Here is a 5,264-nt window from a genome sequence, read left to right as displayed (position 1 = left end):
CGCGCGCGAACTCCTCAACAAATCCGAGAACGAACGTTCCGGCGTTCTGTCCACCGCAATGTCGTTTCTCGGGCTCTACCGCGACCCCGTGGTGGCCCACGTGACCTGCCGGTGCGACTGGCGGATCGCCGATCTGATCTCAGATTGCGGCCCAACGACGCTCTACCTCGTGGTGCCGCCCTCCGATATCTCGCGGACCAAGCCACTAATCCGCCTGGTGCTGAACCAGATCGGTCGGCGCCTGACCGAGGATTTGCACGCCCGTGACCGGCGGCATCGAGTTCTGATGATGCTCGACGAGTTCCCGGCGCTGGGTCGGCTTGATTTCTTCGAGTCCGCGCTTGCCTTCATGGCGGGGTACGGCATCAAGAGTTTCTTGATCGCGCAGTCGCTCAATCAGATCGAGAAGGCCTATGGGCCGAACAACGCGATTCTCGACAATTGCCACGTCCGCGTCAGCTTCGCGACCAACGACGAGCGGACTGCCAAGCGTGTGTCCGACGCGCTCGGTACCGCGACCGAGATGAGGGCCATGAAAAACTATGCCGGTCACAGGTTGAACCCCTGGCTGGGGCACCTGATGGTCTCGCGCCAGGAGACGGCAAGGCCGCTGCTGACCCCGGGCGAGGTCATGCAGCTTCCGCCGATAGAAGAGATCGTCATGGTGGCGGGCACGCCGCCGATCCGGGCGAAGAAGGTCCGCTATTATGAGGATGCGCGGTTTACTGAGCGGGTCTTGCCGCCGCCCGATCCGGCGTCATCCGGTCGATCTTCGCGAACGGACGGATGGTCGACGCTTGGAACGCTGAAGCCGGCACCGCCTCCAATCGACAGGGGGCAAGGAAAGGAAGACACGGAGAACAGCGGTCTCCGTCGTGAGCCCGAACTCCCCGATCACGTTGCGATCGCCAAGGAGACGAGCGAGCCGACCCCGGCGGAGGAATTTGCCGCGGTTCTTGACGATGATGAGGATGAGGCCCGCCAGTCCCGGCAAATGCGCCAACAGATGCGCGGCGTCGCCCGTCAGGTCGCCATGGACCCGAATGACGGTATGGAGCTCTGAGGCGATATGCGCGACCGGATGAATGTCTATTTCCCGCCAGAGCTTCTGAAACAGATCTCGGAGCTCGCCGATCGCAAGAAGCTTTCGCGGTCGGCTATCGTGGAGGCGGCGGTTGCTTCATTTCTGTCACCGGACGGCGCGGACAGGCGGGAGGCGGCGTTTACTCGCCGCCTCGATCGGCTATCGCGTCAGATGCAGCGATTGGAGCGCGACGTCGGTTTGACGGCCGAGACCCTGGCCCTCTTCATCCGTTTCTGGCTGACCATCACGCCGCCGCTACCAAACAATGCGCAGGCGGCCGCTCAGGCAAAGGGTAGGGAACGCTTTGAAGGATTCGTCGAGGCGCTCGGGCGTCGCTTGCAAAAGGGGCAAAGCTTTCTACGCGAGATTCCAGAAGATATCCGCCGTCAGGACCCGGCCGAGGAAACCTGATTGAACCGTGTACATAGACCATTTCGGCGGTCCTTCTTTTTCTACGCCAGCCCACGATCACAGCAATTTAGCCAAGCCCTTAAAAAGCTGGACGCGCTATCGGCTCGAATGAGCTGAGGAGCAAGAAGGGCCAGCATGCAGATTCTAGGGGCATGGCGTCTTACGGCGCGCGTATTTTTCCCGTTTGCTGCTGGATACTATCTTTCGTATCTGTTTCGAACGATCAACGCCTTGATTGCCGGTCGTCTCAGCTCGGATACCGGGCTTGGGACCGCCGACCTCGGGCTGCTTACGTCGGTCTATTTCCTTGTTCTCGCGGCGGTCCAGATCCCAGTTGGCATTTTGCTGGACCGGTTTGGTCCGCGTCGCGTCCAGAGTGCGCTGCTCGTGCTCGCAGCAGTGGGCGCTGGATTGTTCGCGGTATCCACGGGTTTCCTGTCATTCTTGATCGCACGCGCGATGATTGGGCTGGGCGTGGCAGCGGCTTTGACGGCGGGCCTAAAATCCATAGTCCTTTGGTTCCCCAGAGAACGATCGGCCTTGCTTAATGGCTACATGGTGATGCTCGGATCACTGGGGGCGGTAACCGCCACGGCTCCCGCCGAGCATCTACTCACCTGGATGGGCTGGCGCCAACTCTTTGAAATCTTGGCGGCTGCGACCGCTGCGACGGCTATGCTCATCTATGTCGTGGTTCCCGAGCGAGCTATTGTCCCTTCGACCCCGTCAATGTCCGCCAACCTTAGCGCGGTTTTCGGCGATAAACGCTTCTGGCGTATTGCCCCGTTGTCGGCGTCGTGCGTTGGTTCGGCCTGGTCTCTGCAGGGATTGTGGGCCTCACCATGGCTGATGGACGTGGAAGGTCTCGATCGTGCGGGCCTCGTAGGACAGCTGTTCATGATGTCGATCATACTTAGCGGCGGGGCCTGGTTGTTCGGTACGATTGTTCATTACATTAAACGAAGAAGTCTCGGGGCCGAGACAATATTAGCGATGGTCGCAATACTGTTTATCACAGCGGAGTTAGCGTTGATCCTGCGCGTGCCTTTGCCGTCCATCTTGCCCTGGTCCGTCGTTGCGATCGTCGGAACGGCAACCGTGGTCAGCTTCGCGGTGATAGCGGATTACAATCCGCCGGAACTTGCCGGTCGCGCCAATGGGGCGTTGAACGTCCTGCACTTTGGCTGGGCATTTCTGGCCCAATACGCGACAGGTCTGATCCTGGAGCAATGGCCTGCGAATGATGGCCATAGGTCCGTCCAAGCTTATCAAGTCGCGTTCGGTCTCAACGTAGCACTGCAGATCGCGACGTTGGTCTGGTTCGCGGTGCCCTGGTGCCGATCCATCGCTTCGTGGATGAGGTCAATCCTCGTCTTCAAGCAGGCGGATGTTACCTACGCTGTCGGGTCAGTTGGGCTGTATGAGGATTCGGTCATCCTCATGCCCACGGATGACGATGCGGAGTGGTGAGCAACAACTCAAGACGAACGGATACGATTAAGTAGCCGTCAAATGCCAGTTCGCACTCTTCCTTTTTCTACGCCAGCCTACGATCACCGAAAGCGCTTGTTGCGCCAGGTGCATTGGTGCCTTTTCTAATCATCCCCATCTGAGGGTGCTCTTTGGGCGTCCTCATTCGGGGGACGAACGATGGCAATCCATTCCATTCAATCGGAAGCGAGTTCGCGCGGCGCGCGAATGCTGCGCAGCGCGCTTGGCTCTGCGATTGCCGGCTACCTCAAAGACGATGCGATCATCGAGGTGATGCTCAATCCAGATGGGCGGTTGTGGATCGACCGGTTGTCGAATGGCCTGATCGACACAGGTGAAACTCTGTCGGCGGCGGACGGCGAGCGCATTGTTCGTCTGGTAGCGCACCACGTAGGTGCGGAGGTGCATGCCGGCTCGCCGCGGGTCTCGGCCGAATTGCCTGGGACCGGTGAGCGCTTCGAAGGCCTGTTGCCTCCGGTCGTTGCGGCACCGGCCTTTGCTATCCGCAAACCGGCCGTGGCCGTGTTTACACTCGACGACTACGTCGCCAGGGGGATCATGACCTCGGAGCAGGCCAGGACCCTGAAGGACGCGGTCTCCGCACGGAGGAACATCCTCGTCGCCGGCGGGACATCGACCGGCAAGACAACCTTGACGAACGCACTCCTCGCCGAGGTCGCGAAGAGCTCCGATCGGGTCGTGCTGATCGAAGATACGCGCGAACTCCAGTGTAAGGCACCCAATCTCGTAGCTTTGCGGACCAAAGATGGCGTGGCCACGCTTTCCGACCTGGTTCGCTCATCGCTGCGATTACGTCCGGATCGCATTCCGGTTGGCGAGGTTCGCGGTGCCGAAGCGCTCGACCTGCTCAAGGCCTGGGGCACCGGTCACCCCGGTGGCATCGGGACTATCCATGCGGGCAGCGCGGTCGGCGCGCTGCGGCGGCTCGAGCAACTCATCCAGGAAGCGGTCATCACGGTTCCGCGCGCCCTGATCGCGGAGACCATCAATCTCGTTGCTGTGCTTGCGGGTCACGGCGGTGACCGTCGCCTCGCTGAACTCGCCATAGTCACGGGCCTTGGGGCCGCCGGTGACTACAACCTTTCATCAGCAGGAGACTGACATGCGTCAGCAATTTCGCTTTCTTCGAGGTGCATCGCTGGTCGCCTTCGGCGCGGTGCTTTTGACGTCAGCACCAGTGTGGGCGGCTGGCTCGAACATGCCGTGGGAGCAGCCACTCAATCAGATCTTGCAGTCGGTTGAAGGTCCGGTCGCCAAGATCATCGCCGTCATCATCATCGTCGTGACCGGGCTCACACTCGCGTTCGGGGATTCGTCAGGTGGTTTCCGCAGGCTGATCCAGATCGTGTTTGGTCTGTCGATCGCGTTTGCTGCCTCGAGCTTCTTCCTGTCGTTCTTCTCCTTCGGCGGCGGCGTGGTGATCTGATGGGTGATCAGGTTACAGGCTTTGTCGTGCCCGTTCACCGTGCGCTCACCGAGCCAATCCTGATGGGCGGCGCGCCGCGGTCGGTTGCGATTGTCAACGGCACGCTTGCGGCAGCCCTTGGGCTGGGATTGCGGCTCTGGATCGCGGGTCTTGTTCTCTGGTTCATCGGCCACATGGCCGCCGTCTGGGCCGCCAGGCGCGATCCCGCCTTTGTCGATGTGGTGCGCCGACATCTGCGCATTCCCGGTCATCTCAACCTCTGAGTTCTCGGTCATGATGAACCTTGCCGAATATCGCCATTCCAATACACGTCTTGCCGACTTCCTGCCTTGGGCAGCCCTTGTCGACGAGGGAATCATCCTGAACAAGGACGGCTCATTCCAGCGGACAGCAAAGTTCCGCGGACCCGACCTAGATAGTGCAGTGCCGGCCGAACTCGTCGCCGTTGCCGGCCGTCTGAACAACGCCGTGCGTCGCCTCGGATCCGGCTGGGCCGTGTTCATCGAGGCGCAGCGTCACTTTGCGGGGGCGTACCCACCTGCCTCCTTTCCGGACGTCGCTTCCGCGCTGGTCGACGCGGAACGCAGGGCTCAGTTCGAAGAGGCGGGGGCGCATTACGAGTCCAGCTACTTCGTGACCCTCCTCTATCTGCCTCCCGAGGAGGGAGCGGCTAAGGCGGAGCGATTGCTCTATGAAGGTCGCGACCGCACCGTTGGAGCAGATACCCGGGAGGTGCTGCGCGGGTTTGTCGACCAAACCAACCGCGTGCTCAGTCTCCTTGAAGGGTTCATGCCAGAATGCGCCTGGCTCGATGATCAGGATACGCTGACT

Annotated in this window: 6 protein-coding genes and 1 pseudogene; all 7 read left to right on the top strand. The window is 60.9% G+C overall.

Annotated features, from left to right (window positions below; genetic code table 11):
• Positions 1–1,063: type IV secretory system conjugative DNA transfer family protein (locus AKL29_RS46210; RefSeq protein ID WP_244482683.1), on the top strand; the 1,063-nt coding region annotated here is incomplete at its 5' end.
• 6 nt (positions 1,064–1,069) lie between these two features.
• Positions 1,070–1,495, top strand: a complete 426-nt coding sequence (locus AKL29_RS39810) for a ribbon-helix-helix domain-containing protein (RefSeq protein ID WP_050387947.1) — start codon at positions 1,070–1,072, stop codon at positions 1,493–1,495.
• A gap of 135 nt (positions 1,496–1,630) precedes the next feature.
• Positions 1,631–2,965, top strand: a complete 1,335-nt coding sequence (locus AKL29_RS39805) for an MFS transporter (protein WP_050387946.1) — start codon at positions 1,631–1,633, stop codon at positions 2,963–2,965.
• A 180-nt stretch (positions 2,966–3,145) separates the two neighbouring features.
• Positions 3,146–4,108: a P-type conjugative transfer ATPase TrbB gene (gene trbB, locus AKL29_RS39800; RefSeq protein ID WP_082190837.1), complete on the top strand. Its 963-nt coding sequence runs from the start codon at positions 3,146–3,148 to the stop codon at positions 4,106–4,108.
• Position 4,109: 1 nt separating this feature from the next.
• On the top strand, positions 4,110–4,433 hold the full coding sequence (locus AKL29_RS39795) for a TrbC/VirB2 family type IV secretion system protein (protein ID WP_050387944.1): 324 nt from the start codon (positions 4,110–4,112) through the stop codon (positions 4,431–4,433).
• Positions 4,433–4,696 (top strand): VirB3 family type IV secretion system protein, encoded by a 264-nt coding sequence (locus tag AKL29_RS39790; protein ID WP_050387943.1) that lies wholly within the window; start codon positions 4,433–4,435, stop codon positions 4,694–4,696. Before AKL29_RS39795 ends, AKL29_RS39790 begins: the two co-directional genes overlap by 1 nt.
• A gap of 10 nt (positions 4,697–4,706) precedes the next feature.
• Positions 4,707–5,264 (top strand): annotated as a pseudogene (locus tag AKL29_RS46205) (conjugal transfer protein TrbE); the annotation flags it as partial.

This window comes from Bradyrhizobium pachyrhizi, assembly GCF_001189245.1.
Classification (GTDB): domain Bacteria; phylum Pseudomonadota; class Alphaproteobacteria; order Rhizobiales; family Xanthobacteraceae; genus Bradyrhizobium; species Bradyrhizobium pachyrhizi.
Note: the sequence above shows the minus strand (reverse complement) of the source record. Positions and strands in the feature narration are given on the sequence as shown.